The 25,228-nt window shown below is 71.6% G+C and carries 23 protein-coding genes; 14 read left to right on the plus strand and 9 right to left on the minus strand.

The annotated features are described in order from the left end of the window. Positions 1-299: 299 nt before the first annotated feature. The 3 genes from TU31_RS31870 to TU31_RS31880 all read right to left on the minus strand — a co-directional run bounded on the left by TU31_RS31870 (position 300) and on the right by TU31_RS31880 (position 3,832). Positions 300-1,478 (minus strand): CaiB/BaiF CoA transferase family protein, encoded by a 1,179-nt coding sequence (locus tag TU31_RS31870; protein WP_042161068.1) that lies wholly within the window; start codon positions 1,476-1,478, stop codon positions 300-302. 177 nt (positions 1,479-1,655) lie between these two features. Then, on the minus strand, positions 1,656-2,048 hold the full coding sequence (locus TU31_RS31875) for an MmcQ/YjbR family DNA-binding protein (protein ID WP_107070796.1): 393 nt from the start codon (positions 2,046-2,048) through the stop codon (positions 1,656-1,658). 323 nt (positions 2,049-2,371) lie between these two features. Then, positions 2,372-3,832 carry a sialate:H+ symport family MFS transporter gene (locus tag TU31_RS31880; RefSeq protein ID WP_245698950.1) on the minus strand — a complete coding sequence of 487 codons (1,461 nt, stop codon included), beginning with the start codon at positions 3,830-3,832 and terminating at the stop codon, positions 2,372-2,374. A 296-nt stretch (positions 3,833-4,128) separates the two neighbouring features. Between TU31_RS31880 and TU31_RS31885 the strand changes: the two genes are divergently transcribed. Continuing rightward, positions 4,129-5,316: a saccharopine dehydrogenase family protein gene (locus tag TU31_RS31885; protein ID WP_042161072.1), complete on the plus strand. Its 1,188-nt coding sequence runs from the start codon at positions 4,129-4,131 to the stop codon at positions 5,314-5,316. Between the two features lie 25 nt (positions 5,317-5,341). On the opposite strand, the gene TU31_RS31890 is transcribed toward TU31_RS31885, so the two are convergent. Next, positions 5,342-6,046: an endonuclease V gene (locus tag TU31_RS31890; RefSeq protein WP_042161074.1), complete on the minus strand. Its 705-nt coding sequence runs from the start codon at positions 6,044-6,046 to the stop codon at positions 5,342-5,344. Between the two features lie 158 nt (positions 6,047-6,204). On the opposite strand from TU31_RS31890, the gene TU31_RS31895 reads away from it, so the two are divergent. Next, positions 6,205-7,638 carry an amidase gene (locus TU31_RS31895; RefSeq protein WP_181018714.1) on the plus strand — a complete coding sequence of 478 codons (1,434 nt, stop codon included), beginning with the start codon at positions 6,205-6,207 and terminating at the stop codon, positions 7,636-7,638. A 168-nt stretch (positions 7,639-7,806) separates the two neighbouring features. Beyond that, positions 7,807-8,106: a YciI family protein gene (locus TU31_RS31900; RefSeq protein ID WP_042161076.1), complete on the plus strand. Its 300-nt coding sequence runs from the start codon at positions 7,807-7,809 to the stop codon at positions 8,104-8,106. A 95-nt stretch (positions 8,107-8,201) separates the two neighbouring features. On the opposite strand, the gene TU31_RS31905 is transcribed toward TU31_RS31900, so the two are convergent. Continuing rightward, a complete protein-coding gene (locus TU31_RS31905) occupies positions 8,202-9,668 on the minus strand; it encodes a sugar porter family MFS transporter (RefSeq protein WP_042161078.1) in 1,467 nt (488 codons plus the stop codon). Positions 9,669-10,005: 337 nt separating this feature from the next. Here TU31_RS31905 and TU31_RS31910 point away from each other — a divergent pair, with 337 nt between their 5' ends. The 3 genes from TU31_RS31910 (at position 10,006) to TU31_RS31920 (ending at position 12,875) form a co-directional block, all read left to right on the plus strand. Further along, the gene (locus TU31_RS31910; protein WP_042161080.1) at positions 10,006-10,911 is read left to right on the plus strand and encodes an SIS domain-containing protein; all 906 of its coding nucleotides are present in this window, start codon (positions 10,006-10,008) and stop codon (positions 10,909-10,911) included. Between the two features lie 59 nt (positions 10,912-10,970). Next, the gene (locus tag TU31_RS31915; protein WP_042161081.1) at positions 10,971-11,852 is read left to right on the plus strand and encodes a class II fructose-bisphosphate aldolase; all 882 of its coding nucleotides are present in this window, start codon (positions 10,971-10,973) and stop codon (positions 11,850-11,852) included. A 219-nt stretch (positions 11,853-12,071) separates the two neighbouring features. After that, entirely contained in the window at positions 12,072-12,875 is an 804-nt protein-coding gene (locus tag TU31_RS31920) for a DeoR/GlpR family DNA-binding transcription regulator (protein WP_042161083.1), read from the plus strand. A gap of 326 nt (positions 12,876-13,201) precedes the next feature. Here TU31_RS31920 and TU31_RS31925 read toward each other — a convergent pair whose 3' ends face one another. Continuing rightward, positions 13,202-14,002 carry an SDR family oxidoreductase gene (locus tag TU31_RS31925; RefSeq protein ID WP_245698930.1) on the minus strand — a complete coding sequence of 267 codons (801 nt, stop codon included), beginning with the start codon at positions 14,000-14,002 and terminating at the stop codon, positions 13,202-13,204. Positions 14,003-14,763: 761 nt separating this feature from the next. On the opposite strand from TU31_RS31925, the gene TU31_RS31930 reads away from it, so the two are divergent. Continuing rightward, the gene (locus TU31_RS31930) at positions 14,764-15,339 is read left to right on the plus strand and encodes a TetR/AcrR family transcriptional regulator (RefSeq protein ID WP_052719127.1); all 576 of its coding nucleotides are present in this window, start codon (positions 14,764-14,766) and stop codon (positions 15,337-15,339) included. Positions 15,340-15,508: 169 nt separating this feature from the next. Further along, on the plus strand, positions 15,509-15,820 hold the full coding sequence (locus tag TU31_RS31935) for a hypothetical protein (RefSeq protein WP_042161087.1): 312 nt from the start codon (positions 15,509-15,511) through the stop codon (positions 15,818-15,820). A 168-nt stretch (positions 15,821-15,988) separates the two neighbouring features. Here TU31_RS31935 and TU31_RS31940 read toward each other — a convergent pair whose 3' ends face one another. Further along, on the minus strand, positions 15,989-16,606 hold the full coding sequence (locus TU31_RS31940; protein WP_042161088.1) for a TetR/AcrR family transcriptional regulator: 618 nt from the start codon (positions 16,604-16,606) through the stop codon (positions 15,989-15,991). A 235-nt stretch (positions 16,607-16,841) separates the two neighbouring features. On the opposite strand from TU31_RS31940, the gene TU31_RS31945 reads away from it, so the two are divergent. Next, on the plus strand, positions 16,842-18,638 hold the full coding sequence (locus TU31_RS31945; RefSeq protein ID WP_042161092.1) for an FUSC family protein: 1,797 nt from the start codon (positions 16,842-16,844) through the stop codon (positions 18,636-18,638). A gap of 72 nt (positions 18,639-18,710) precedes the next feature. Next, positions 18,711-19,217 carry a MarR family winged helix-turn-helix transcriptional regulator gene (locus tag TU31_RS31950; protein WP_042161094.1) on the plus strand — a complete coding sequence of 169 codons (507 nt, stop codon included), beginning with the start codon at positions 18,711-18,713 and terminating at the stop codon, positions 19,215-19,217. Between the two features lie 152 nt (positions 19,218-19,369). Here the strand turns inward: TU31_RS31950 and TU31_RS31955 are convergent, their stop codons facing one another. Beyond that, positions 19,370-20,446 carry a WD40/YVTN/BNR-like repeat-containing protein gene (locus tag TU31_RS31955; RefSeq protein WP_107070797.1) on the minus strand — a complete coding sequence of 359 codons (1,077 nt, stop codon included), beginning with the start codon at positions 20,444-20,446 and terminating at the stop codon, positions 19,370-19,372. A gap of 492 nt (positions 20,447-20,938) precedes the next feature. Here TU31_RS31955 and ssgD (TU31_RS31960) point away from each other — a divergent pair, with 492 nt between their 5' ends. Beyond that, a complete protein-coding gene (ssgD, locus tag TU31_RS31960) occupies positions 20,939-21,352 on the plus strand; it encodes a spore wall synthesis regulator SsgD (RefSeq protein WP_042161095.1) in 414 nt (137 codons plus the stop codon). 64 nt (positions 21,353-21,416) lie between these two features. Here the strand turns inward: ssgD (TU31_RS31960) and TU31_RS31965 are convergent, their stop codons facing one another. Further along, positions 21,417-22,073, minus strand: coding sequence for a TetR/AcrR family transcriptional regulator (locus TU31_RS31965; RefSeq protein WP_042161097.1), 657 nt, complete (start codon positions 22,071-22,073; stop codon positions 21,417-21,419). A 137-nt stretch (positions 22,074-22,210) separates the two neighbouring features. On the opposite strand from TU31_RS31965, the gene TU31_RS31970 reads away from it, so the two are divergent. The 3 genes from TU31_RS31970 (at position 22,211) to ssgD (TU31_RS31980) (ending at position 25,181) form a co-directional block, all read left to right on the plus strand. Continuing rightward, entirely contained in the window at positions 22,211-22,729 is a 519-nt protein-coding gene (locus TU31_RS31970; RefSeq protein WP_042161449.1) for a PH domain-containing protein, read from the plus strand. Further along, positions 22,726-24,369, plus strand: a complete 1,644-nt coding sequence (locus TU31_RS31975; protein ID WP_042161099.1) for a PH domain-containing protein — start codon at positions 22,726-22,728, stop codon at positions 24,367-24,369. The genes TU31_RS31970 and TU31_RS31975 overlap by 4 nt, the downstream gene beginning before the upstream one ends. Positions 24,370-24,767: 398 nt before the next feature. Then, positions 24,768-25,181 (plus strand): spore wall synthesis regulator SsgD, encoded by a 414-nt coding sequence (ssgD, locus tag TU31_RS31980; protein WP_042161101.1) that lies wholly within the window; start codon positions 24,768-24,770, stop codon positions 25,179-25,181. Positions 25,182-25,228: the final 47 nt, after the last annotated feature.

Consider the following 25,228-nt stretch of genomic DNA (forward strand, 5'->3'; position numbering starts at 1 on the left):
TGCGGGCCCTCCCATGAGCCAGTTCTTGACGGTCTCGGTCAACTCTGCGGGCTGCGGCCCCACGGGACGGGCAGGGAACCTTGTCCCGCCCACGGCCCGGAATCCCCTGGTCCGGTCGCGGACGCAGCTTCGGCCCCGCAGTCGGCCCCGGCCGCGCGGGGCGGCTTCCGCTCGGGGAACGCGTCCGGGCCGGCCACTGCGGGCCCGCACGGCGTCGAGGCCGGCCGCTTCCCTGGCGGCGGCCTCGTCGGCGACCCGGCGCGGGCCGGCCGCGTACCGGAGCGTGCGGGCGGGTGCCATCAGCCGGCGGTGTCCTTCTGGGCGGTGCGGCCCGGGCCGGCGGGGGTGGCCGGCGACGGGGCGAGGAGGCCGGGGGCCTGCCAGTCGCGGGCGATCTCCTCGGTGTCCGCACCGGGCCGCGCGGGTGGTCTGCGTACGGCGCCGGGGGTGTGCGAGAAGCGCGGCGCGGGCGCGGGCTGGGTCATCCCACCGTGCTCGACGAAGGTGCCGCGGGCGGCGAGGTGTGGATGCCGCGGGGCCTCGCGCAGGGAGAGCACAGGCGCCACACAGGCATCGGACTTCTCAAAGACGGCCGTCCACTCCTCGCGGGTACGGGTCCTGAAGCGGGCGGCGATGGCAGTACGCAGCTCGCCCCATGCGGCGAGGTCGTCGCGGCCGGGGGCCTCCTCCTCGATGCCCAGCAGGCGGACGAATTCGCCGTAGAACCGCTTCTCCAGCGCGCCGACCGCCATATAGCCGCCGTCGGCGGTCTCGTACGTCCCGTAGAACGGCGTCCCGCCGTCGAGCAGGTTGGCGCCGCGCCGGTCCTGCCAACCGCCGGCCGCCAGCATGCCGTGGATCATCCCCGTCAGATGTGCCGTGCCGTCGACGATGGCGGCATCCACGACCTGGCCCTTTCCGCCGTCGGCGCGGGCGTGCTGGAGGGCGGCGAGGACGCCGATGACGAGGTAGAGGGAGCCGCCGGCGTAGTCACCGAGGAGGTTGGCGGGGATGGCGGGCGGGCCGTTGGGCGGGCCGATCATGCCGAGCGCGCCCGTGATGGCGATATAGCCGATGTCGTGTCCGGCGGTGTCGGCGAGCGGGCCCCGCTGCCCCCAGCCGGTCATCCGCCCGTAGACCAGCCGGGGGTTGCGTGCGAGGCACTCCTCGGGACCCACCCCCAGCCGCTCGGCCACACCGGGTCGGTACCCCTCCACCAGCACATCGGCGCGCTCGACCAGTTCGAGCACCTGCGCCACGCCGTCGGGGCTCTTCAGGTCCACCAGTACGGAGCGCTTGTTGCGGTTGGTGACGTCGTAGGCCGGATCGATGCCCAATCCCGCGCCGCCGGGCCGGTCCACCCGGACGACGTCGGCGCCGAGGTCGGCCAGGAGCATGGCCGCGAAGGGGCCGGGACCGATGCCCGCGAGTTCGACCACCCGCACCCCGCTCAGTGGGCCGTTGCCTGGCTCTGCCATCGCGCCCCATGCCTTTCCGCACTGTGACACTTCTGATGTAACACTCGTGATGTTAAGAACGTGTTCCACTTTCCACAAGACCCCCGTGCCAAGAGGCGACCACGGAAAAGGCCCGCGCCGACGAGGCTCATCGCCATCGCCGTCACGGGCCGTTGCGCGCCAGCCGCCGCTGCGCCTCTACACCCCGTCGAGCTCGGCGATGAGCTTCTTGGGGGCTATGACGCGATAGGACTCCTCCGCCCAGTCGCAGAGCAGCTCGGCGGGCGGAGCGTCCGGCTCCTCCAGGGGGACCTGCACCCATCCGGACTTGCCCAGGCCGTAGCCCGCGGGCTTGGCACCGGGCGAGGTCAGCGCATGGGCATGGGCCTCCGGGTCGGTGAGTTTGAGCGTGATCCCGAGCGGATGGCTGCCGTCGTCGACGCCGAGGAAGACGAAGACCTTCTTGTTGACCTTGATGACGCTCTCGCCCCAGGGAAACTCCTCCACCGCCCCGGGAAGCGCGAGCGCGAACGCACGCACCCGCTCCCGCACCACCGCCGGCCCGGCCGCCTTCGCCATGCGCTCCTCCATGTCCGTTCCCCCGCGGCACCGCCTGCGATACCGCTGAGCCGCACGCGCGTCCCGCGCGAGCCGACCCACGCATTCCACGCTAACGGCGACCACTGACAACGGCCCGCGGAGCGCCGGACGGCGGGTCGGCCGAGGGACATCTGACGCCGCGTCCGCCGGGCAACTCGCCACCCGTCTGTCCGACTTCCACAGCCGGGCAGGGTGACGCCGATTCATCGCGCCGGCGACTGCGCTGCTTCTGCCACGCTGACCGGTCGGGGCGGCGCGGCGGACGGTGATCCGGCCCCGGCCCCGGCCCCGACCGCTCGGCCACCTGGGCCCCGCTACGCCGAATCGGGCGAGACCTCCCCAGAGGCGGAAGCGGAGGTGGAGGTGGAGTCGGAGGCCGCGGGCAGGGCCCCCGCTCCCCCGGCCGCCGGGACCAGATGATCGTCGGGCGCCTGACGGTCCACCAGCCGTCCCAGCCGCTGGGGGACGTTGCCGCCCACCAGAAGGATGACGACGAGCGTCAGCCCGAAGGTGAGCACGGCCAGGGCCCGCCCCAGAGGCATGCCTTCGGCCAGATGGGCGCCCAGGACGGGCGCCGCTGCCCCGCCCAGGGCCCCGACGTTGTAGACGAAGCCCACCGAGGCGGCCCGGGTGGCGATCGGGAAGTGGCCGGCGAGGTACTTCGGCAGAATGCCGGAGATGCCCTGGCTGAGCGCGAGCAGCACGAAGACCAGCACGCCGAGCACCGGCAAGCTGTCCCGCACCGCGAAGACCGGGAAGACGAAGACGAGCGAGGCGAGCAGCGTGTACGCGTAGGCCCGCCGGGTGCCGAGCCGGTCGCCGACGAAGCCCGCCAGCCAGCAGCCCGCCATGGTGCCGAAGCCCGCGTAGAACATCACGTCGGTGACCTGCCCAGGGGAGTATCCGAGGCCGGTCTTGAGGTAGGTGGGCAACAGGGCCTGGATCGGCCAGCTGTAGAGGAACGCGCAGAACACCGTCGCCATCAGGGACACGTACAACGGCCATCCGCGGCGGCCGCCGAGCTGGACGGCGAAGGCGGTCAGGCACAGCGCCGCGGCGGCGGACAGCCAGGGGACGTAGCCCGCGCCGAAGGGCGTGAAGACGCAGAACAGCGCCACCGAGGCGGCGACCGCCAGGACCGCGTTGCCCCCGGAGCGGAGCCGTCCCGTGAACAACGGCCGGAAAGGGTTCGGGCGCCCCTCTGCCGAACGGGTGGCGGCGACGCCGATCTCCTTCTGCCAGTCCCCGGCCTCCGGAAGCGCCCTGCGCACCCAGAGAGCTACCAGGACGGGCAGCACGCCGATCCAGAACATCCAGCGCCAGCCCCAGTGGGGCACCACCCATTTGTAGAGCTCGGCCGCGAGAACCGTACCGCCCGCGTAACCGGAGATCAGGAATCCGGAAGCCCGGTTGCGCCATCGGGTGGGCCAGCTCTCCAGCACATACGTCACGCTTGCGCTGTACTCCCCGGCCATGCCGAGGCCGATCACCAGCCGGGCGACGAACAGGCTGGTGTAGTCCCAGGCGAATCCGCAGGCGAAGGTGCCGAGCGAGTAGAGCAGGATGCTGCTGATCATGGCGGCCTTGCGGCCGTAGCGGTCGCCCATCGCGCCCAGGACGGCGCCGCCCAGCCATCGGGTGATGAAGGCGCCGGAGATCAGCGAGGCGGCGGTGGCGGTGCTCAGCCGGAAGTCCGCCGCGATTTCGGTCAGCACCAGCGTGATCAGGACGAAGTCGAAACCGTCGAGGAGGTAGCCGATCCAAGCGGCGAACATCGCCTTCCACTGGGACGGGGTGAGCTCCTGCCACCCTCGCCGCCCCCGGTCAGGGATGTCCGTGGGGAACGTTGTCACAGCAGCCGGGCCTCCTCCAGCAGTCGGCGCACCGGACATACGACGTCCTACGTCATCCGTGAATCTGGCCCCGCTGCGACACCCTGTCAAGGCGTCATGCCAGACTCCGTGCCACCCACAGAGCGGTCAAGAGGGCCGCCAGGAGCGGACCTTGACGGGGCGACGCCGACTGCCAGGGCCCGGACTCCAAGGCCGGTGGGCGGTCGAGAGGATGCGCGATGCCACGGCAGGACACCTCCGGACGGACCTATGACCTCGTCCTCTACGGCGCGACCGGTTTCACCGGCGCCCTCACTGCCGCCTACCTGTCCGCACACGTCCCCACGGGCTGCCGCTGGGCACTGGCCGGGCGCAGTACCGCCAAACTGGAGCAGCTGCGCGACCGGTTGGCGAAGTCCGACCCGGCCTGCGCCGACCTGCCGCTGCTGCGGGCCGACAGCGGCGATCCCGGCTCACTGCGCGACCTCGCGGCCGACACCCGGGTGCTGGTGACGACCGTCGGTCCGTATCTGATCCATGGCGAGCCGCTGGTGGCGGCCTGCGCCGCGGCCGGGACCGACTATGTCGATCTGTGCGGCGAGTCGGAATTCATCGACCGGATGTACGTGCGGCACGAGGCGACGGCCCGCGCTTCCGGCGCGCGCCTCGTGCACGCCAGCGGGTTCGACTCCGTCCCGTACGACCTGGGGGTCCACTACACCGTGGGGCTCCTCCCTGAAGGTGTCCCCGTACGCATCGATGGCTTCGTACGGACCAACGCGACGTTCTCCGGCGGCACCCTGAACTCGGCGCTGACCGCCGCCTCACGTCCGGTCGCCATGGCGCGGGCCGCCCGTGAACGGCAGCGGGTAGAAGCGCAGCCGGCCGGCCGGACGGTACGCGCGCCCTTCGGCCCGCCTGTACGGAGCAGCGAAACGCGCACCTGGGGTGTGCCGTTGCCGACCCTCGATCCGCAGATCGTCGCCCGCTCGGCCGCCGCGCTGGACCGCTACGGGCCGGATTTCCGCTATCGCCACTACGCCGGGGTGCGGCGGCTGCCGATCGCCGTCGGCGGCGCCTTGGGGGCAGGAGCACTGTGCGCCCTCGCCCAGGTGCCGCCCGCACGGCGCTGGCTGTCGGGGCGTCTGGAGCCGGGCGACGGCCCGAGCCCCGAGCGGCGGGCGCGCAGCTGGTTCAAGGTGCGCTTCGTCGCCGCCGCCGGCGGCACCCGGCTGATCACCGAGGTCTCGGGCGGCGACCCCGGCTACGAGGAGACCGCGAAGATGCTCGCCGAGTCGGCGCTCAGCCTGGCCTTCGACGACCTGCCGGAGACCGCTGGTCAAGTGACGACGGCGGTGGCCATGGGGGACGCGCTGACGGCGCGCCTCCAGGAAGCGGGCATCAGATTCGGCATCGTCCAGCAGTAGCCCGAGCCGTGACCCGGGCCTGCCGTCACGCGTCGGCGAGGGCCCTCCGGCACAGTGCGTCGGCGGCCCGGGTCGTCTCCGGAAGGCGGTAATCGGCCGCCAGGTGGAGGGTGTGCGCACAGGCCCGGTCGAGGTCGGTGCGGTGCCCCACCGAGACGAAGACCGGCTTGACGCCCTGTTGGGTACGCAGTGCACGTCCCACCTCCTCGGTCCCGTCCAGCAGCGGCGAGGTGGCGCCGCGCTCCGGGCCAGGAGGGGCGTACCGGAAGGTGAAGGGGTTCTTGGCGACGCCGATGGTGGGCAGTCCGGTCAGTACGCCCAGGTGGCTGGCGAGCCCGAAGCGGCGCGGGTGCGCCAGCCCGTAGCCGTCGCAGACCACCAGGTCGGGAGTGCGGGCGAGGCGGCCGAGAGCCTTGAGCACGGTGGGGATCTCACGGAAGGCGAGCAGGCCGGGGACGTACGGGAAGGAGACCTGCCCGACGCCGGTGGCCCGGTCGACGACGGCGCGGGTGCGGGCGTCCAGGGCGACGGCGGCGGCCGCGACAACGTCTCGTTCATCGTCGTAGGCGACATCCACCCCCACCACAGTGCCCTCGAACCCCGGTTCCGGTCCCGCTTCATCGAGGCGTACATGGGGCCGCAACCGGTCCTGGACCGCACGCGCCTGGGCTTCGTCGGCCGGCCAATGCCGCAGTTCGTCGTCGCAGGAGATCATTCCGGAAGCGTCCATGATGACCGCAACGCTAGCGAACCGGTGATGGAGCCCACGGCCGGGCGGATCGGCTCGCGGCTCAGAGCTAGGGCTTTCGGGGCTCAGAGCTCAGGCCGCGGAGTTCAGGCCATGGATTTCAGAGCTCAGTGTCAGTGGTGCTCGGTACCGTGATGAGCATGCACCCGCCCGTGTCCGACGCGCTTCACGAGCTCGACGCCACCGACCTCGCCGGCCGGCTGCGCCGCCGCGAGCTCTCCGCCCGCGAGGTCGTCCAGGCCCACCTGGACCGCATCGAACGGGTCAACCCGGCCGTCAATGCGATCGTCACCCTCGACCCGGAGGGCGCCCTCGCCGCGGCCGCACGCGCCGATGAGCGACTCGTCCGGGGCGCCGCCGTCCCGCCCCTGCACGGGCTGCCGATCGCCTTCAAGGACACCCGCCTCACCCGCGGTATGCGCACCACACACGGCTCACCGCTCTTCGCCGATCACGTCCCGGACGACGACGATCTGCTGGTCGACCGGCTCCAGCAGGCGGGCGCCATCCGTCTCGGCAAGACCAACGTCCCCGAATTCGCCGCCGGTTCGCACACCTTCAACGCCGTCTTCGGCACCACCCGCAATCCGTACGACCTCACACGCTCGGCGGGCGGCAGCAGTGGGGGCGCCGCCGCGGCCCTGGCAGCCGGTCTTCAGCCCCTCGCCGACGGCAGTGACATGGGCGGCTCACTCCGCAACCCCGCCTCCTTCTGCAATGTAGTCGGTCTGCGGCCGACGCCGGGCCGCGTTCCTTCGCCGCCGGGCAGCGACCTCTGGGACACCCTGTCGGTCCCGGGCCCCATGGGGCGGACGGTCGCCGACACCGCGCTGCTGCTGTCAGCGATGGCCGGCCCGGACCCACGCTGCCCCCTCAGCCTGGAGGCCCCGGGGGCGGCGTTCCGTGTACCGCTCGACCGCGACCTGCGCGGGCTGCGTGTCGCCTGGGCACCCGACCTGGGCGGATACGCACCGGCCGACCCGGAGGTACTCGCCGTTCTGGAGCCCCAGTTGAGGGTCCTGGAGGAGCTGGGCTGCCGTGTCGACACCGCCTGCCCGGACCTCGCCGGCGCCGATGAGACCTTCCGTACGCTGCGGGCACACAGCTTCGACCTTGCCCTCGGTGGACTGCTCGACTCCGCCCCGCAGGCCCTGAAACCCAGCATCGTCTGGAACATCGAGCAGGGCCGCCGGCTGACCGTGGCCGACCTCCACACGGCCACCACGACCCACGGCCGCCTCTACCTCGGCACGCTGGAATTCTTCTCCGGGTACGACCTGCTCCTCGCCCCGGTCAGTCAAGTCACGCCGTTCGACGCGGAGCTGGAGTATCCGCGCGAGGTAGCGGGCCGTCCCACGCACAGCTATCTGGACTGGATGCGGTCCGCCTACCTCATCTCGGTCCTGGGCGTACCCGCTCTTTCGGTTCCCGCGGGCTTCACCCCGGGCGGTCTGCCCGTGGGGCTCCAGTTCATCGGTCCACCGCGCGCCGATCTCGCCGTCCTCCAGGCCGGTCATGCCTACGAGCGCGCGACGCAGCACGGGCGCCGCCGCCCGGACCTGCCGATGCCCTGATCCCGACGCCCGCCCCGGTGGCGGGAGCGGCCGCCCTGCGGGGCGAAGGGAAGCAGTCGCACCTCGCCCCATCAGTGCCGCAGCCTTGCCCGATACCGCCCTGGCCTGCACCTTCCCTGCACGGAGAGAGGGCGGAGCCCTGCCCGACACCTCCTCTATATTGCAGTCATGTTCGTACTGGAACTGACGTATACCGCGCCCCTCGAACGCGTCGACGCCGTCCTCGATCAGCATGTGGAGTGGCTTCGGAAGGAGTACGCCGCCGGGCATTTCCTCGCCGCCGGCCGCAAGGTCCCACGGGACGGGGGCGTGATTCTCGCCGCCGGGATGGACCGTGCCACCGTCGAGCGGATCGTTTCCGAGGACCCGTTCACTCTCGCCGAGGTGTGTGAGTACCGGATCACGGAGTTCGTGGCGACGACGACCGCGCCGGCACTGGAGCAGTACCGGGAGCAACTGCCCTCCTGAAGCGCGTGGCCCGGAGGCTCGGACCGCCGGCGATCCGCCGGTCCGAGCACCGCGCTCAGCCCTGGTCGCGCCATACCGCTCCCGACAGCCCGTAACTAGGAAGTCGTGGTCGGAGGCACCGCCGAATCACCGAGCGAGCGGGGGCTTGCGGTGGTGGACGCAGCCGGGTCGGGCCACCGCCCCCCGTTACGCCAGTAGTCCTGGATCTCCTCCAACTGACGCCCCTTGGTCTCGGGTGCGGTGACGGAGGCGAAGACCAGGGCGGCAAGGGCAAGGACGCCGAGGCCCGCGAAGGTCCGGGCCGCGCCCGCCCAGGCCATCAGCGAGGGGAAGAACTGGGCGATCAGAAGATTGGCGACCAGGTCCGCGGTGAGCATCACCGAGGCTCCGGTCGAGCGCAGCTGGGCGGGGAATGCCTCGCTCGCATAGACCCAGATCAGCGAGCCGAAGCCGAAGTTGAAGGCCGCGGTGAACAGCAGGATGGCGGCGAACCCCACCCAGGTCGTCGCCCCCTGGAGCTCGCCCGTACCGAAGACGACCGTCAGGACGGCGAGCATGACGGCCATCGTGCCGATGCCGGAGAGCAGCACCATCCGGCGGCCGAGCCGGTCGATGATGAGGATGGCGAGCACCGTCGCGGCCAGCGAGGCGAGTTGGACGAATGACGGCAGCAGGAAGTTCTGGCCGTTGCCGGTGAACCCCATCTCCTCGAAGATCTGCGGGCTGTAGTACGTCACGGCGTTGATGCCGGTGATCTGGCAGAAGAAGCCGAGGCCGACGACGAAGACCGCGGCGCGGGCGTAGGGCTTGCGCAGCAGCGAGCGCGCCGACCCACCGCTCTCCTCAGCGAGCGCGGCTTCCACGGCCGCGACCTCCGCATACGGATCGACATCGGGGTCGGTCATGGCCATGACCTCGACGGCTCGTTCCGTCCGCCCCTTGAGGACGTACCAGCGCGGGGTGTCCGGCAACCGGAACAGCGGAATCAGGACAAGCGCGGCGGGGAGGGCGGAGAGGCCGAGCATCCAGCGCCAGTGCCCGCCGCCGGACAGGCCCCAGTTGACGAAGTACGTGAGCACGATGCCCGCGACCGTGGCCACTTGGTAGGCGGCGACGGAGGCTCCGCGGATGCGTGCGGGGGTCGATTCGGCGACATAGAGCGGGGCGGCGACGATCGAGATTCCGATGGCGACGCCGAGCAGGAAGCGGACGATGTCCAGCACGACCACATTGGGTGCGACCGCGGAGAAAGCGACGAAGACGGCGTAGGAGCCGGCCACGATCAGCATCGCGGCCTTACGGCCCAGAGCGTCGGCGAGCTTGCCGCCGATCAGCGCGCCGACGATGGAGCCGAACACCAAGATGCTGTTGACCAGGCCCTTTTCGGTCTCGGTGAGATGGAAGTCCTTGCTCAGAAACACCAGGGCGCCGGAGATGCTGCCGGTGTCGTAGCCATAGATGACGCCGACGACCGCGCCGGTGAGCGCGAACAGTCTGCCGGTGCGGTGTGTGGTCTTGGAGGACGGCGGCGGGGGCGTCGCCGAGAGCGTGGCAATGGACATGGGAAGTCCTCTGTGCGGCGGAGCGGGCCTTGCTGCATGCCGAAGCGCGCATGACTGATCATGCGAGTATTCGGCGCCTTTCACGCAGCTGTCAACACTTCCTTTCACCCCTCCCTGCCGTGCGCCCGCCCCACACCGACCCCGCCTCCGCCTTGCCCAAGCGGCCCATTCAGGGCCTCACTCCCGCGCTCCCCTCTGGCGCAGCCACTCGTACGAGGGATGGATCGCGGACGGATTTCTGCGTACAGTCGATTGCAACGAAGCCAAATGGTGCAGTTTCACGCAGAACTTCACGCAGAGTTTTTCAGTCCATTGCCACATCACGGGAGGGTGGGCCATGAGCGAGACCTCGTACATGGAGCAGGAGCTGGGCAGCCAGCCGGAGACCTGGCGGCAGGCCGCACGGATCGGAGTAGCGGCGGAGCCCCTGCCGAAAGCCGGCCGGCGGGTGGCCGTCGTCGGCTGCGGCACCTCGTGGTTCATGGCCCAGTCGTATGCGGCGCTCCGCGAGGCGGCCGGGCAGGGCGTGACGGATCCGTTCGCCGCCTCCGAGGCTTTCCTCGGCAGCGACCGCGGCTATGACGCGGTGGTGGCGATCACCCGCTCCGGCACCACCACCGAGGTGCTGCGAGTGCTCGACGCCGTCAAGGGGCGCATCCCGACGGTGACGATCATCGGTGATCCTGAGACGCCGGCGGTGGCGCTCTCCGACGCGACGGTCGCGCTGCCGTTCGCCGACGAGAAGTCGGTGGTGCAGACGCGTTTCGCGACGACGGCGCTGGCACTGCTGCGCGCGCACCTCGGCGAGGACATCTCCCGTGCGGTGACCGATGCGGAAGAGGCGCTTGCCGCGCCGTTGGACAAGGAGTGGGTGGACGCCGAGCAGTTCTCCTTCCTCGGCTCCGGTTGGACGTTCGGTCTGGCCAATGAGGCGGCGCTCAAGATGCGGGAGGCATCGCAGAGTTGGACGGAGTCGTACCCCGCGATGGAGTACCGCCACGGTCCGATCGCGATAGCCGCACCCGGCCGGGTGACCTGGCTGTTCGGGCAGGCACCGGAGGGGCTGGAGGCCGATGTGGCGCGGACGGGTGCGCGCTTCGTACACCATGCGCGCGATCCGCTGGCGGATCTGGTGCTGGTCCAGCGGGTGGCGCTGGAGCGAGCCCGCGCCCGCGGTCTGGACCCCGACAACCCGCGCAGCCTGACCCGTTCGGTGATGCTCGATACGCCGGCTGCCTCATAGCCGCCCACCTCACCCTCTCAACCAGCCCTGCCCGCAAGGGAGAAGGGAGTCGGCATCCCATGCCACTCGTTCCGACCTCATCGATCGTCGACGCCGCGCGTGAGGCGCGGGCCGGTGCCGCGGCCTTCAATGTCATCCATCTGGAGACCGCCGAGGCGCTCGTCACCGCCGCCGAGCGCACCGGTATCCCACTGATCCTTCAGATCAGCGAGAACTGCATCCGCTACCACGGCAGCCTGCTGCCCATCACCCGTGCCACGCTCGCCCTCGCCGAGGGCTCCACGGCCCGGATCGCGGTCCACCTCGACCACATCACCGATGCGGACCTCGTCCGTCAGGGCATCACCGCCGGGGTGGGGTCCGTCATGGTGGACGCCTCCGCTCTTCCGTACGAGGAGAACGTCGCCACCACCGCCGACCTCGCCGCCTGGTGCCATGAACGCGACGCCTACGTCGAGGCCGAACTCGGCGAGGTCGGCGGCAAGGACGGGGTCCATGCGCCCGGGGTGCGCACGGACCCCGACGAGGCCTTGGCCTTCGTGCGCGCGACAGGCGTGGATGCCCTCGCCGTGGCCGTCGGATCCTCACATGCGATGCATGAGCGCACGGCCGTACTGGACAAGGACCTCATCACAGCGCTGCACACCACTCTGCCGGTGCCGCTGGTTCTGCACGGCTCCTCGGGTGTGCCGGACGATGAGCTGCGCCGTGCCATCGCCGCCGGAATGACGAAGATCAATATCTCCACCCATCTCGTCTCGGTGTTCACCCACTCGATACGACGGACGCTGGGCGCCGATCCCTCGCTCGTCGACTCCCGCAAGTACGTCAAGCCGGCCCGGGAGGCGGTGACAGAGGAAGCGGCGAGGCTGCTGGATGTGCTGGGCACTCCGGCGACGGTCCCGGGCCAGTACGCGACCCAGGCACCTGCCCGGGGATGAGCGCGTGGACCCGATGATCGCCCTGGTCACATCCCGTGACAAGCCCATAACGGGGCCATGGCGACAGAACTCCCGCGGCGGACCCCGGCATGGTGTCCCGCCCGGCCCACCACCCCGGCATCGGCGGTGTCCGGCGGGGTTCGGCGGGGCCTCTGCGGAGTTCGGCGGGAGCTCCACCGCGCGTCACCAGGGTGTGCCGAAACGAATTAGGCTCGCGCCATGAAGCGCCATGAACGGATGAACGCACTGCTTGAGCTGCTCGGAGACCGAGGCCGGGTGGATGTCGAGGAGGCGGCGACCGCGCTGGAGGTTTCGGCCGCCACGATGCGGCGCGACATGGACGCCCTCGCCGAACAGCAACTGCTGACCCGGACCCGGGGCGGGGCGGTGCTCAGTTCGGTGGCGTACGACCTGCCGATCCGCTACAAGCACGCTCACCGGTCGGAGGAGAAGGAGGCGGTGGCGAAAGCCGCGGCGAAGCTGGTCGAGCGGGGTGACGTGGTCGGGCTGAGCGGTGGCACGACGACCACGGCGATCGCCCGGGTACTCGCCACCCGTCCGGACTTCGCGGAGGCCGGACCGCAACCGCACCTGACGATTGTCACCAACTCCCTCAACATCGCCAATGAGCTGGCCGTCCGGCCACAGATCAAGATCGTTCTCACCGGCGGGGTCGCGCACTCGCGGTCGTTCGAACTGGTGGGTCCGTTCAGCGAGTTGGTGCTTCAGCAGATCTCCATCGACATCGCGTTCATCGGGGCCAATGGCATGGACCCGATGATGGGGGCGACGGTGCACGACGAGGCGGAGGCCCGGGTCAACCGCCTCATGGCCGAGCGTGCCCGGCGTGCCGTGGTCGTCGCGGACTCATCGAAGATCGGCGAGCGCTGCTTCGCCCGGGTCGGCGACGCGGATGTCTTTGACACGTTCATCACAGACAACGGAGCGAAGGAGGTAACCCGCCGCGAATTCGCGGACCGGGGCTTGAAGGTGGTGACGGCCCGCCCGTCCGCCGGTGAGTGACACACCGGCCGGGCCCCGGGCCGCGGGGTAGGGCACGGCGTTGCCCGGGGCGTCCTTGGCCTCCGGGGGGTCAGGGTGCTCTTTGCGACAGGGCCCTCTACGGTCCGCCGTGTGAGAGGACCGGTCTGCTGTGTGGGCAGGACTTCTTCGTGCGGCTTTGACGGGGCCTTCCCGGTGCACGGTGCGGCAGGGCTGTCCCGGTGCGCGGCGTGACGGGGCTCCCACGGGTGCACCCCGTGACGGGACTTCCTCCGTCCGCCGCGTGACCGGACTTGCCCTGGTGCGCCGCGTAACCCGGGGGCGTAGCCAGGGCTCCTGGTGGGTGGTTACCAGATGTTGTCTCCCCTGAGGACGGCGTCGGCGCCGCCGTCGAGGAAGACGACCTGGCCGGTGACGTGCGTGTTCTCGGGGGAGGTCAGCCAGGTGAGCAGTGGGGCGACCTGTTCGGGGCGGGCGTGGCCGTGCAGGGGCATAGGGATGCCGGCGTCGATGGCCGCACGTGTTTCGGCGTCGGCGAGCATGGGCTCGGTCATGGGGGTCACGGTCGTGCCGGGGGCGACGGCGTTGAGGGGGATGCCGGCGGCGGCCCAGTCGTCGGAGATGGCCGTACGACGGAGCCAGCGGGCGATCGCCTGCTTGGAAGCGCCGTAGATCGCGTATCCCTCGCCCCGGTCGACGGCGGCCTGGGCGGCGGCCACGGCTGCTGCCTCGTCGCCTGCCAGCGCCGCGTCAACGATGGTCTGGTCGGCCGGGTGGATCGAGGCGACGGACGAGAGGAGTACGGCGCGCGGGTCGGTACCGGCGGCGAGCAGCGGGCGCAGCCCTTCGAGGGTGGCGACGACGCCGAAGTAGTTGACCTGGATGGTGCGCGGGACGAAGTGGGCGAGGCCGGCGCAGGCGATCACGGCGTCGAGTCGGCCGTCGGTCAACTCGTGGGCACGGTCCACCAGTTGAATACGGCCGTCGGGGGTGGCGAGGTCCGCGGAGATGTCGGCGTCCTTGAGGTCGGCGCCGATCACGGTGTGGCCCTGTTCACGGAGGTGGGCCACGGTGGCCTTGCCTATGCCGGAGGCGGATCCGGTGACGAGGTAGGTACGGGAACGGGGCATGGGCACCGGCGTGGGCATGGTCGGCTCCTTCGCTGACACGTTCTGGTTTGGCTCTGGGTTCGGCTCTGGACTTGGTTCGGGCTTTGGCTCGGGCTTTGGTTCGGGCTTTGGCTCTGGATTTGGTTCGGCTTCGGGATCTGGCTCCGGTTCCGACCCGAGGTGCAGGTCGAGCCGAGTCGAACCGTCGTTGCGGGTCGGGTGGTTGGGCGAACTCGGCGGACGTCATGGTTGGCGCGGAATGCATCGACGATGCAGAACGCATGGTGGGCGCGAACGCGTGGTCGTCGCGGACGCGTGGTCGTCGCGGACGCATGGCCGGTATGGACGCGTGGTCGGCGTGTGGACGCATGGCCGGCCTGAAGCATGGTCGGTGCGGACGCGCGGTCGGTGCGGACATGTGGTCGGTGCCGAACGCAGGGCATTCGCTGGGCGGATCGTTGTGCCGGTTCGCGCGGTGGGCCGGTTCATGAGCTCCTGCCTGTCCGCGCGGCGGGCCGTTCTCGTCGGGGGCGTGGACCGTCCGCCCGTCCATCGGGGCGGTGAGGGCTGTGGGTGTGCGGCGTTCGGGGTCGGCGTGGGCGAAGCGGGGCGGGGCGAAAGCGGATATCGGTCGAGCACCGGCCAAGGGCCAGTGAGCCGGTGGGCCGGGCGGTGCCAACATACCGGTTTTTTGGCATGGCATGCCAGAAAGCTGGTCTGTGACAGAAAATCGGCCCTGATAGACATGACGGCCAGACGATCAGGAGAGGCGGATGACGGCAGCGCGAGGCAGACCATCGTTGACCGAGCGGCGGCGGCAGGAGACCCGGCTGGAGATCGCCGAGACCGCGGCGGCGCTGTTCTCGGACCAGGGGTACGAGGCGACGACGGTCGAGGACATCGCGGCGGGAGCCGGTATCTCGCTGCGCACCTTCTACCGCTACTGCGCGGCGAAGGAGGACGCGCTGACCCCCGTCATGACGTCCAGCGTCGGCGTGCTCGTCGAGGAGCTGGCGAGGCGCCCCGTCGATGAACCACTGAGCAGCGCCGTGCAGGCGTCGTTCACCTCGTCGGCCGCGACCCGGCAGCTCGCGGACCGCGAGCAGGCCCGCCGGCTGGTGCGGGTCATGGGCACCGTCCCGGCCATTCGGATGCGGTGGCTCGCGGCGGGGCGGGAGATGCAGGACCAGCTGGTACCGGTACTCGCGGCGCGCAAGGGCGCACCGGAGGACAGCATGGAGGTACGGCTCCTGGCCTGCGCCTTGCTCGACGGCATCAGCGTCGCCATGGAGCACTGGGCCTGGCAGGACGAACCGGAGGATGTGGCGGAGCTGACCCGCCGCGCGCTGCACTATCTGCGCATCGACGAGTTGTAGCCCAGCCGGCCCGGCCCTGTTCCGAAAGGGTTGCTGCTATGTAGCGCTTGTGTCCCTGTGTGGCCCCCGGGGCTGATTTCCATTGGGCGGGTATGGACAATGGGGAATGAACGTGCGAACACGGTAGGAGTTCGCGAGGGGTTCCGAGGCTTTCAACGGGGGAGATCACGTGCGGAAGATCATCGCCATAGCAGTGGCAACCGTGGTGTGCAGCGCCTCGCTGACCCTGGCCACCGCCTCGGAAGCGTCCGCCGCGGGCCGGGCGCCGCAGTGCGTCAAGGTGCGGAAGTACTTCAACAAGGGCCACCAGCGCTATGTCCGCCTGTCGAACCTGTGCACGCAGCGGACCTCGTGCTTCACCATCGTCGTCCCGCATCACCGCGACCCCCATGGCAGGCTCCCCAAGGGCACTACCAAGGACATCCACTACGGCACGACCGGGACGCCGCGAGCCCTGTTCGTGAAGAACACCCCCTGCTGAGCGGCCACGACTGAGCGGCCACGACCGAGCGGCCGGGGCGCAGCCGAAGGGCCGGGCGCAGCCGAGGAGCGGGGCGCGGCGGCAGCCGGAACCGCGCAGGCCACCGGGCCGATGCTCGCGGCCAAGGGCTCACCCCGCGCCGGGACCTCGCCGTGCCGGTGGAGCGCGTCAGGCGCGTACGGCGATGCCGTCCAGCACCATCGAGAGGTACTGGCGGGCGATCTCCTCGGGGCTGTGCTGCCCGCCCGGCCGGTACCAGCTCGCCGCCACCCAGACGGTGTCGCGGACGAAGCGGTAGGTGAGCCGGATGTCAAGGTCCGCGCGGAACGCCCCGGCGGCCACACCGCGCTCCAGGGTGCCCAGCCAGGCCTTCTTGAATTTCTGCTGGGAGTCGGCGAGGTAGCCGAAGCGGGGCTGGACGGCGAGGTGCTTGGACTCCTTCTGGTAGATGGCGACGGCCGCGCGATGCCGGTCGATCTCCCGGAAGGACTCGGTGACCAGGGCTTCGATGGTCTCCCTGGGGCCGAGCCCGGCGGCGAGTACGGCGTCGTAGCCGTCCCACAGCTCGGTCAGGAAGCTGGACAGAATCTCGTCCAGCATCGATTCCTTCGAGTCGAAGTGGTAGTAGAGGCTGCCCGCGAGCATGCCGGCTTCGTCCGCGATGCGTCGGACGGTGGTGGCGTTGTAGCCGTGTGCGGCGAAGACCTCCGCCGCGATGGTGAGCAGTTCGCGGCGACGCTCGGGCGAGGCGTTCGCGGTCGTCGACTTCTTCTTGGCGGCTGGCACCCGGCCATTGTCACCCTCCGCACCACCCCGCTTGTCGCCCGCTCGTCGATCGCATTTCTCCCGCCGGCTGCTCGGGGCTCCCGGCGTACGCGCCTACCGCCCGTCTGCCGCTCGTCGGATGCCCGCGCCTCCTGGCGGGTACCCGCCGCCCGCGGGCCGCCCGCCCCAGCTCCCGTCCCCTCGCCCCGACCTGGGCATATATTTCACGAGTAAAACACCTGCTAAGATTCCCCCTATGGGGAAGCACGCCAAGCCGTCCGGCAAGAGTGCGCACGATGCTCCGGGGAGCCTGGTGCGGGCCCGTCCGCTGCCGGTCAGGAGCACGGTGCGGCTGCGAGGGCCCGTCGACATCTGGCACAAGCCGGCGCTCAGCGCGGTGGTGGCGCTGGCGATCCCCGACCTCACGCTGTATGCGCTGGGGCGGCTGGATCTGATCCTGTACACCTCGGCGGGGGCGATGTGCGCCCTGTACGCGCACGGTCTGCCGTATGCCGCGCGCGCCCGCACACTGCCGTGGGTGGTGCTCGGCATGGTCGCGAGCCTCGGCGTCGCACTGACCGCCGCATCGCTGATCACCTCGACCGCACTGCTGGTCGTCTGCGCCTCGCTGGTCTCCGCGGTCCACAAGGTGGTCTGTGACGCGACGCGGATCGGCCCGCCGGGCAATGTCATCCTGACCTTCATCACCGCCTCGGCGTTCTTCGTGCCGCAGCAGCTCGGGCAGGTACCCCTGCACCTGGTGCTCGCACTCGGCACCGGCGTACTCGCCTGGCTGGTCTGTATGGCCCCGGCGCTGATACGGCCGCAGGGGCCCGAGCGGATCGTGGTCGCCCGCGCACTGGAGGCCGCGGCGGGGCTGCTGCGTACGGAGGCGGGCACCGGCGGCGGGGAACCGACCGGGGTGGCGCACGCCCGTCACGCCGCCGCGGCCGCGGTGAACGCCGCCTGGCACACGCTGTTCCTGGTCCCGGTGCGTACCCCGGACACGGCCGCGGCGCGGGCCGGGCTCGAACGGCTGCTGGTGCGCGCCGAGTCGGCGTTGGGGGGTACGGGGCACGCCGGCGGGGTGGCCGCCGAGGCCGCGCCATACGAAGCGGGGGCCGAGGCCGACCGGCTCGGTAGCTGGGCGCATGAACTGCGCAGCGGGCGGCCGTTGCCCACGGTGGCGCTCTCCGCGGCACAGGCGGAGGAGTTGGCGGGTGTCGCCGCGGAGGCGTGGGGGCCGCGGCGGCCCGGGCCCGGTCATCCGCGCGGGGTGCGGGCGGTGCTCGCCCGGTTGGCGCCCGGGTCACCGCTGCTGCCCATCGGCGCGCGGGTCGCCGTGGGGTGTGTACTGGCGGGCTGGGCGTCGATGGCCGTCGGGGTCGGGCACCCGTATTGGGCCGTGGTCACGGCGGCCTCCATCTACCAGGCCAACACCACGCTCTCCTGGCAGCGCGCACTTCAGCGCACCCTCGGCAATCTGCTCGGGCTGCTCCTCTACACCGCGCTGCTGCCGCTGCTGCACCTCGGACCGCTCGCAATGATCGCGCTCGCGCTGGCCTGTCAGCTCGGCGCGGAGGCCACGATCACCCGCAACTACTGGCTCGGTTCGGTGTGCGTGACCCCGATGGCGCTGCTGCTGACCGAGTTCGGCAGTCAGGTGCCGGCGACGACGCTGATCGCCGACCGCTGGCTCGACACCGTGGTGGGAGCGGCGGTGGGCCTGGCCTGCTGCGTCCTGATCACCAATCGGCGGGCAGCGGGCCGTATCGAGGTTGCGCTGGGGCGGGTCGCGGCCGCGGAGGCCGTCGCGTCCCGGCTGCTCGCGGAGGGGCCCGCGACCGGCGCGGACAAAGCCCGGGAAATCGGCTGGGCCCGCGACCGGCTGGCGGGATGTCTGGTCGAGCTCCGGGAGGCGGCGGAGGTCGCGGCCGGTGAGTGGTGGCAGCGGGCCGTTCCGGAGGAGCGGATCGCCCAGGCCGAACAGCGAGGTCACCGGGCGCTGGCCGGTCTCGTCCGGCGGCTCACGGCGCCGACACTTGCCGCCTGACCCGTGCGGCCGGCCGGCACCGTACGGCAGGCACAATTGGGTGCTTACGGCACAGCCGAGAGGAGAGTGCGGGTGACCGAGGACATCGTCGCGGGGGTGCTGCGCCAGTGGCAGCAGGTGCACCCGGGGCTGGACACCGGCCCGATGGCGGTGATCGGACGGCTCAACCGCTGTTCCGCGCTGCTTCAGCAGGCGGCCGACGCGCCGCTGCGGAGGGCCGGGCTCACCCGGCCCGAGTTCGACATCCTCGGCACGTTGCGCCGGATGGACCGCGAGCTGACCCCCGGCCGGGTGGCCCGCGAGACCTTCGCCTCGGGTGCCGCGGTCACCAAACGGGTACGGCAGTTGGAGGAGCGGGGGCTGATCGTCCGCCGCCCCGACGACCGGGACCGCCGCGTCAGCCATCTCTCGCTCTCCGACGAGGGACGCGACACCATCGACCGACTGCTGCCCGAACAGCTGCGGTACGAGGCATCACTGCTCGACGGCATCGGCAACGAGCGGCAGGAGGAACTCTCCACGGCGCTGGGAGAGTTGCTGGTGGTCCTGGAGGGACGGCTCGGCAGCCTGCTGGACTGACGCCGACGGGTGGCGGGCGAGGGGCTGCCGCTCGGGTGGGAGGGCAGCCCCGGCCGATGGGCGGGAGTGCGCGCGGCCGGGACGGCGAACGCCGGAGCGACCGGCGCGCCAAGGGCAGCACGCCCTGGCCGAGCGGGCCTGTCACCCCACCCTCACCATTCCAGTCGGGCGATCCTCCCCTTTTCGCCCGCGGCCCAGCAGCCCAGGTCCAGGGCGCAGTCGACGGTGTCGTACGAGCCGGTGTCGAAGGTGTGCCAGGTGTGGCCGCCGTCGAGGGTCAGATCGCTGCCGGTCGGGCCGACCGCCAGGGCGAGGTGGCGGGAGTGCGGGAGCCAGGCGGCGCCGGAGCGGTACGCCTTCGGGGGTGCGGCGGCCGGTGTCCAGGTGGCGCCGGCGTCGTCGCTGACCGCGGCGGCGTGCGGTGAAGGCTGGTCGGGGCGGTAGTCGCCGCCGACCGCGAGGGCGTGGCCGCGGTCGCGGACGGCGAGGGCGAAGATGCCGCGCGCCGGGTCGCCCGCGGGCAGCGGGGTGTCGGTGACCGTCCAGGTACGGCCGCGGTCCGCGGTGTGCAGGACGCGGGCGGTAGCCGCGCCACCGGTCGCGATCCAGGCGTCACGGCTGCCGGAGGAGACCAGGCACTGGCCACTGGCGGCGAACGCGGCCTCGCCCTGCTGGGCCGGCGGCATGCCGTCCGACGGCAGTACCCGCCAACTGCGGCCGCCGTCCCCGGTGGACAGGATGCGGTACCTGCCGTCCACGGGGTCGCTGAGCGCGATGCCGTGCCGCCGGTCGAAGAAGGTCAGGCAGTCGTAGAAGGCCCGGGGGTCGGGGTTGCGGAAGCTTTCGGTCCAGGTGGCGCCGGCGTCATCGGTACGGAAGACGCGCGAGGCCGCGCCCTCGCCGATCGCGAGGACGACCGCGCGGCGCGCATCGAACGCCTCGATGTCGCGGAACTCCAGTGCTCCGACACCGGGTGGGGAGATATTGCGCCAGTGCTTGCCGCCGTCCCGGGTGCGCAGCACGGTACCGCCCGTGCCGGCGGCCCAGGCGGTCGTACGGCTGACGGCGGCCAGGCCGCGGAAGCGGGCGGTGCTGCCGCCCTCCTTGAGCCGCCAGCCGGCGTGCGGGCCGGTGAGCGAGGCCGCCGTCAGCCGGGCCGGAGTGTGCGCCGCCGCGTAGGAGGCGGGGGAAGAGGTCGCGTCCATGGGGGCGTTCGCCGGCCGGGCCATGGCTATCGGGCCGGCCGCGAGGGTGGCGAGGGCCGCCGCACCGGCCGTGAGGGCCGCGCGGAGTCCGGCACCGCGTGGGCGCGCCTCCCGCCGCTTTCCCTGATCTGAGCCCAGACACAACAAACGTCCCGTGCGCTGCATTTCGCCCCACCCCGCTCTGGTTTTGGGCTGGAAGCTAGCCCAGCCCGACCGCCCCGTCCAGACCGCCGCCCGGCACCGCCGGCGACCTCCCCCGTCACTGCCCGCACCCGCCGGGGAGCCCTCGGTGGCCACGGGGTCGCGCCGGGGCACACCCGCACACCTGACGGATCGTCAAGTTGAGCCCCGGGAGGCCACTCGCGGACATCGGGCGGCCAACAAAGAGGGCAAATGCGTACATTCAAAGGCCCGTGACGCAGGTCACGTAGGAATCCAATGCACCTGGCGCGACGGCCCGTGCGTCTTAGTGGTCGAAGACTCAAATGAACCGCACCGAACACAAGGGAGCCGGCGATGTCCAGCGTCATCGACCAAGCCGTTCAGGCCCGTCTCATCGCGACCGCTCCCCGGTCGCAGGTGATCCCGGCGAGCCTGCGTTACGACCGCGCCGACCCCTTCGCGGTGCGGTTGGTCTTTCCGCCGGCCGCTTCGCTGGACGGGGCGGAGGTGACCTGGACGTTCGGGCGCGAACTGCTGGAGGAGGGCCTGTGCGGACCCGCCGGGGCGGGCGACGTACAGATCTGGCCGTACGACGCCGACGCCGTGGTGATGGAGTTCCACGCCGCCGGCGGGATGGCCGTGGTGCAGTTCGAGTCGCAGGAGCTGAGAGCGTTTCTGACGCGGTCGTACGAGCTCGTCGCGCAGGGCGACGAGGCGCGGCACCTGGACGTGGAGGCCGATCTCGCCGCCCTGTTGCGCGAGGCGTAAACCCCCAACCTGTCGGCGCCGGAGCCCGACGGAGTTCCGGCACCCACTGCGCCGCCCCCTGCCCTCACCGCGCACTCCCCCCGGCCTTCACTCCCCGCCCCGCCCCGGTTTCCGGCGTCCGCTCCGTTCCGAAGAGGTTCGCCAGATGCAGGTCCAGCAGCCGTAGCGCGGTCTCGGGAGTGTGCACCTCCAGCAGGACGTAGGTGGCGAGCCCGTCGGCCGCGCTGATCAGCAGCATCGCCTCGTCCTCATTGGCGCGCTCCGGCGGCAGTTCACCGCGGTCAGCGGCCAGCCGCAGCTGGTCGGCGAAGAAAGCGCGGAGCCGGGGGATACCGTCCTCGGCCTCGGCGCGCAGGGCCTCGTCATGGACGGCGCGGGCGTAGTACGCGGCGCCGACCAGCAGCCCGATGCGGCTCCTGTCGTCCAGCGGCAGCATGCCCGACAGACAGGCCCGCAGCACCTCACGGGGCGTCGGCTCCTCGGCCAGCGCCTCGATGCGCTCCCTGATCCGGTCCCCGGCAAGCCGGTTGATGTACCGGAGGGCGAAGAGCAGCATCTCGTCCCTGGTGCGGAAGTAGTGCTGTAGCCGGCCCAGCGAGATACCGGCCTCCGCCGCGACATCGCGCAGACTCGCCCCGTCCAGGCCACGGGTGCCGGCGATCCGGCACAGCGCCTCGGAGATCTCCTGGCGTCTGGCTTCGTGGTCCACCTTCTTGGGCACGGATGACCTCCCTCGTACGGTGCGCGGTTCCTCGCGCGCGGGGTCGCTTCCGGGTACCGGGCCCGCTTTTACAAGTCGCTTGTACCGTTATAACGTACCGCTACTCAATACGCTTGACTTGGAAACCGGTGACCCTGATGCCCGAGCACGCCGCCCCGCTGCTTCGACCACCCCGCCACCGCGTCGATCCCCGGGCCCGCCGCTGGTGGACGCTCCAGGCACTGCTGACGCTCAGCGGCCCGATGCTGCTCACCGCGCTCACCATGGCGGTCCTTTCCCTGCTCTTCTTCCCGGGCGCGCTGCCCTGGCTCGGCCCGTTGCTGCTGGTCGTGCTGGTGCTGCCGGCCCTCGGCTATCTCCTGGTGATGCCGCGGTGGCGGTATGCGGTGCACGCCTGGGAGCTGGGCGGCCGGGCGGTCTATGCGGCGGGCGGCTGGTTCTGGCAGAAGCGGCGGATCGCGCCGCTGAGCCGGGTGCAGACGGTGGACACCGTGCGCGGGCCGCTCCAGCGGCGGTACGGGCTGGCGACGGTGACCGTCACCACCGCCTCGACCGCGGGCGACATCAAAATCGCCGGACTGTCCGACGCGGACGCCGAGGAGCTCTCCCAGCGGATCAGCGAGGCCGCGCAGGACGTCCCGGGTGATGCCGCATGAGCACGCCACGGGAACCCGGCGCGCCCGGCACGGACTCCGGGGCGTCCGCCGGGACCGGGCCCGCCGTCCCGCCCGACGCCGCCTTCGAGGAGACGCCGTGGCGGCGGCTGGACCCGCGCACCCTTCTGGTGCACTGCGGCTGGATGGCGGCGCCGTTCGGTTCGCTGGCACTGACGGCGCTGGCCACCGGGGGCCGGATCAGCATCGAAGCCTGGATCACGCTCGCCGCCCTCACCGCCTCGTTCGCCGTCCTCACCACGCTCGGCCTGATCCGGTGGGCGCGTACGGACTTCCGTATCACCATGCCCCGGCCCGGCAGCGGACCGGGCGGCGCCTCCCCCACCTTCGATGTGCGGAGCGGGCTGCTGACCCGGCGGCTGCGCAGTGTGCCACTGCACCGGATACGCACCGTCGACCTGACCGCGACACCGGTGCACCGGGTGCTGGGCGTCACCGTGCTGCGGGCCGGTACGGCCGGGTCGGGGGACGGCAGCAGCGAGCTGTCCCTGGAGGCGCTCGCGGTCCCCGAAGCGGAGCGGCTGCGCACGGAGCTGCTCGCCTACGCCGATGCCGAGGCCGTCGCGAACGACCCGGTGGTGGCCCGTATCAACTGGCGCTGGCTGCGCTATGCCCCGCTCACCTTCTGGGTCATCGGCGGGGTCTTCGTGGTGGCCGGGGGCGCCTACCGCGCCCTGGACGGGATCGGCATCGAGGCCTGGAAACTCGGTTTCGTCCAGCGGGCGTTCACCGAATTCGGTGCCAGTGCGCTCTGGCTGACGATCCCGGCGGCGCTGCTCGTCATCCTCGCCCTCGGTTCGGTCGGCGCGGTCGTCCTGTACGTCGAGAACTGGTGGAGCTACTGCCTGGAGTGGACCGACTCGCGCACGCTCCGGGTGCGCCGTGGGCTGCTCACCACCCGTGCGGTCACCATCGAACGGGCCCGGCTGCGCGGCGTGGTGCTGCGCGAACCGCTGCTGCTGCGGGCCGGCGGCGGCGCGCTGGTGCGCGCGGTGGCGGGCGGTCTGGGCAACCGCGAGGAGAACCGCAAGCGCAGCGGGCTGCTGCCGCCGGCGCCCCGCGCGGAGGCACTGCGGGTGGCGGGTGGCACCCTGCGCTCGCCCTTCCCGGGAAGCGCGGCGCCCGCGGCGCTGACACCGCACCCCCGGGTCGCGCTGCGCCGGCGGCGGGTGCGCGGTCTGCTGTTCGTGGTCCTGCCGGGCACCGCCGTGCTCGCCGGTCTCGGCGCGGCGTTCACTCCCGTCCTGCTGCACTGCGCCTGGATCTACGCGCTGGTCACCACGACGCTGTCGCTGTGGCTGGCCCGGGACGCGTACCGCAATCTGGGGCACGGTCTGGACGGCCCGTATCTGGTCGCCCGCTCGGGCACCTTCAGCCGCGACACCGTCGCCCTCCAGCGCGACGCCATCGCCGCCTGGACGTTCTCGACCTCGCCGTTCACCCGCCGGGCCGGGCTCGTCACGCTCACCGCGGCGGTCGCGGCGGGCGAGGACGGCTACCGCATCCCGGACCTCCCGGCCACCGACGCCCCCGGCTTCGCCACGACGGCGGCCCCGGGAATCCTGGACGAGTTCCTGGTGCACCCCGGGCCGGCCCCCGTGCCGGGACAGCGAACGCGGTAGCGGCAGGGCGGGCACCACAAGAACGGGCGGTGTTTCCGGGGCAGTCGGGCCGTGGGGCGACTGCCCCCGCCCGCGACAGCCGGCACAGGGCGGCGGGCCCCACACGGCAGCTGACGCCTATGACGGCGGCTCGCCCACCGAGGGCGGGCCGCCGCTCATGCCGGACCGGGCCGGGGCGGGGCGGGCGCCGCCCGCAACTCCGGGCCGCAGCACGGGCAGATGCCCCTCTGCCATCCGAAGGCGGCGTGACCTGCACACACGCCCCGACGCGGCACGAAACCGCCGGCACCGCAACATGAGATACCTCACACCCGTGTCGCGTGCACGACGAGGCCGGGCACACCGTCCTACTGGACGAGCCTTTGCCCAGGATCCGACAGCCGTGAGGGAGCAGCGCGATGGACCCCGTCATCGACCAAGCCGTCCAGGTCCGCCTCATCGCCACCACCCCCGGCCCGCACCCGGTACCCGCGGTGCTGCACTATCAGCCCGCCGACCCGCTGGCCGTACGGATGTCCTTCCCGCCGGAGATCTCGCTGGACGGCTCGGCGGTGGACTGGGCGTTCGCCCGCGAACTGCTCGACGAGGGGCTGCGGGTGCCGGCCGGGCGGGGCGATGTGCGGGTGCGGCCGTCCGGTCCGGACCGCACGGTGATGGAGTTCCACGCGGACGAAGGCATCGCCATGGTCCAGTTGAGGACCACGGACGTACGGCAGTTCCTCGCCCGCTCCTACGCGGCCGTGCCCGCCGGCGCCGAGCCGGCCTACCTCGGTCTGGAGCGCGGCCTCGCGGAGTTGTTCGGCGCGGCATAGGCCGGCGTCGTGGCGGCGGAGCGCAAAAGGGGCGGCGGCACCGTCGC

Source organism: Streptomyces lydicamycinicus (genome assembly GCF_000829715.2).
In the GTDB taxonomy this organism is placed as follows: domain Bacteria; phylum Actinomycetota; class Actinomycetes; order Streptomycetales; family Streptomycetaceae; genus Streptomyces; species Streptomyces lydicamycinicus.

Bases quoted from the DNA above. Each gene is read 5' to 3' on its own strand.
- TU31_RS31870 (WP_042161068.1), bottom strand. From the start codon at position 1,478: ATGGCAGAGCCAGGCAACGGCCCACTGAGCGGGGTGCGGGTGGTCGAA.
- TU31_RS31875 (WP_107070796.1), bottom strand. From the start codon at position 2,048: ATGGAGGAGCGCATGGCGAAGGCGGCCGGGCCGGCGGTGGTGCGGGAG.
- TU31_RS31880 (WP_245698950.1), bottom strand. From the start codon at position 3,832: ATGTTCGCCGCTTGGATCGGCTACCTCCTCGACGGTTTCGACTTCGTC.
- TU31_RS31885 (WP_042161072.1), top strand. From the start codon at position 4,129: ATGCCACGGCAGGACACCTCCGGACGGACCTATGACCTCGTCCTCTAC.
- TU31_RS31890 (WP_042161074.1), bottom strand. From the start codon at position 6,046: ATGGACGCTTCCGGAATGATCTCCTGCGACGACGAACTGCGGCATTGG.
- TU31_RS31895 (WP_181018714.1), top strand. From the start codon at position 6,205: ATGCACCCGCCCGTGTCCGACGCGCTTCACGAGCTCGACGCCACCGAC.
- TU31_RS31900 (WP_042161076.1), top strand. From the start codon at position 7,807: ATGTTCGTACTGGAACTGACGTATACCGCGCCCCTCGAACGCGTCGAC.
- TU31_RS31905 (WP_042161078.1), bottom strand. From the start codon at position 9,668: ATGTCCATTGCCACGCTCTCGGCGACGCCCCCGCCGCCGTCCTCCAAG.
- TU31_RS31910 (WP_042161080.1), top strand. From the start codon at position 10,006: ATGAGCGAGACCTCGTACATGGAGCAGGAGCTGGGCAGCCAGCCGGAG.
- TU31_RS31915 (WP_042161081.1), top strand. From the start codon at position 10,971: ATGCCACTCGTTCCGACCTCATCGATCGTCGACGCCGCGCGTGAGGCG.
- TU31_RS31920 (WP_042161083.1), top strand. From the start codon at position 12,072: ATGAAGCGCCATGAACGGATGAACGCACTGCTTGAGCTGCTCGGAGAC.
- TU31_RS31925 (WP_245698930.1), bottom strand. From the start codon at position 14,002: ATGCCCACGCCGGTGCCCATGCCCCGTTCCCGTACCTACCTCGTCACC.
- TU31_RS31945 (WP_042161092.1), top strand. From the start codon at position 16,842: ATGGGGAAGCACGCCAAGCCGTCCGGCAAGAGTGCGCACGATGCTCCG.
- TU31_RS31955 (WP_107070797.1), bottom strand. From the start codon at position 20,446: ATGGCCCGGCCGGCGAACGCCCCCATGGACGCGACCTCTTCCCCCGCC.
- ssgD (WP_042161095.1), top strand. From the start codon at position 20,939: ATGTCCAGCGTCATCGACCAAGCCGTTCAGGCCCGTCTCATCGCGACC.
- TU31_RS31970 (WP_042161449.1), top strand. From the start codon at position 22,211: ATGCCCGAGCACGCCGCCCCGCTGCTTCGACCACCCCGCCACCGCGTC.
- TU31_RS31975 (WP_042161099.1), top strand. From the start codon at position 22,726: ATGAGCACGCCACGGGAACCCGGCGCGCCCGGCACGGACTCCGGGGCG.
- ssgD (WP_042161101.1), top strand. From the start codon at position 24,768: ATGGACCCCGTCATCGACCAAGCCGTCCAGGTCCGCCTCATCGCCACC.